We start from the raw sequence: 937 nt of genomic DNA, 5'->3' as shown, positions 1-937 counted from the left end.
TGCAGCAGCTTCTGGACGATGTTTTCCACGTCCTCGCCCACGTAGCCCGCCTCGGTCAGCGTGGTGGCATCGGCCATCACGAAGGGCACGTCCAGCATGCGCGCGAGCGTCTGGGCCAGCAGCGTCTTGCCTGAACCCGTGGGACCAATCAAGAGGATATTGCTCTTGGACAGCTCCACATCGTCCTTGTGAGCCTTGTCCTTGTGGCGCAGGCGCTTGTAGTGGTTGTAAACCGCCACCGCCAACGTACGCTTGGCCACTTCCTGGCCAATCACGTAGTTGTCGAGGTTGGTCTTGATCTCTACCGGGGTGGGCAGGTCGCTGCGGCCTTCGCGGGCCAGGTCACCGGCTGGAAGTTCATCGCGAATGATCTCGTTGCACAGGTCAATGCACTCGTCGCAGATAAAGACCGACGGACCGGCGATCAGCTTCTTCACTTCATGCTGGCTTTTGCCGCAGAAAGAGCAGTAAAGGGGTTTTTTCGCTGGAAGTAGCCGTTTTTTCTCGGCCATGGGGGCAATGCCTTGTTACGTACGGAAAGTTGTCGGGATGATAACCAAATAAAAACGGCGTCTTCCCCGGGGAAAACGCCGCTGTGTAAGCCTGTGGCGATCAGGAGCGCTTGCTGATCACCTGGTCCACCAGGCCGTATTCCTTGGCCTCGTCGGCCGACAGGAAGTAGTCACGCTCGGTGTCGCGCTGGATCTTCTCCAGCGATTGACCCGTGCGCTCGGCCAGGATGTTGTTGAGCTGCTCGCGAGTCTTGAGGATCTCGCGTGCATGGATCTCGATCTCGGTGGCCTGGCCCTGCATACCGCCCAAGGGCTGGTGGATCATGACCTTGGAGTTGGGCAGCGCAAAACGCTTGCCCTTGGCACCCGCCGCCAGCAAGAAGGCGCCCATGCTGGCCGCCATGCCAGTGCACAGGGTCGAGACA

2 protein-coding genes are annotated in these 937 nt (G+C 59.7%); both read right to left on the bottom strand.

Going from position 1 to position 937, the window contains the following annotated elements; all coding sequences use genetic code 11:
• A partial coding sequence (locus tag DO97_RS20335) for a ClpX C4-type zinc finger protein (protein WP_036537178.1) occupies positions 1-512 on the bottom strand: 512 nt, incomplete at its 3' end.
• Positions 513-612: 100 nt separating this feature from the next.
• Positions 613-937: ATP-dependent Clp protease proteolytic subunit (locus DO97_RS20330; protein ID WP_036537176.1), on the bottom strand; the 325-nt coding region annotated here is incomplete at its 5' end.

This window comes from Neosynechococcus sphagnicola sy1 (genome assembly GCF_000775285.1).
Lineage (GTDB): Bacteria > Cyanobacteriota > Cyanobacteriia > Neosynechococcales > Neosynechococcaceae > Neosynechococcus > Neosynechococcus sphagnicola.
This window is presented reverse-complemented; position numbering and strand designations above follow the sequence as displayed.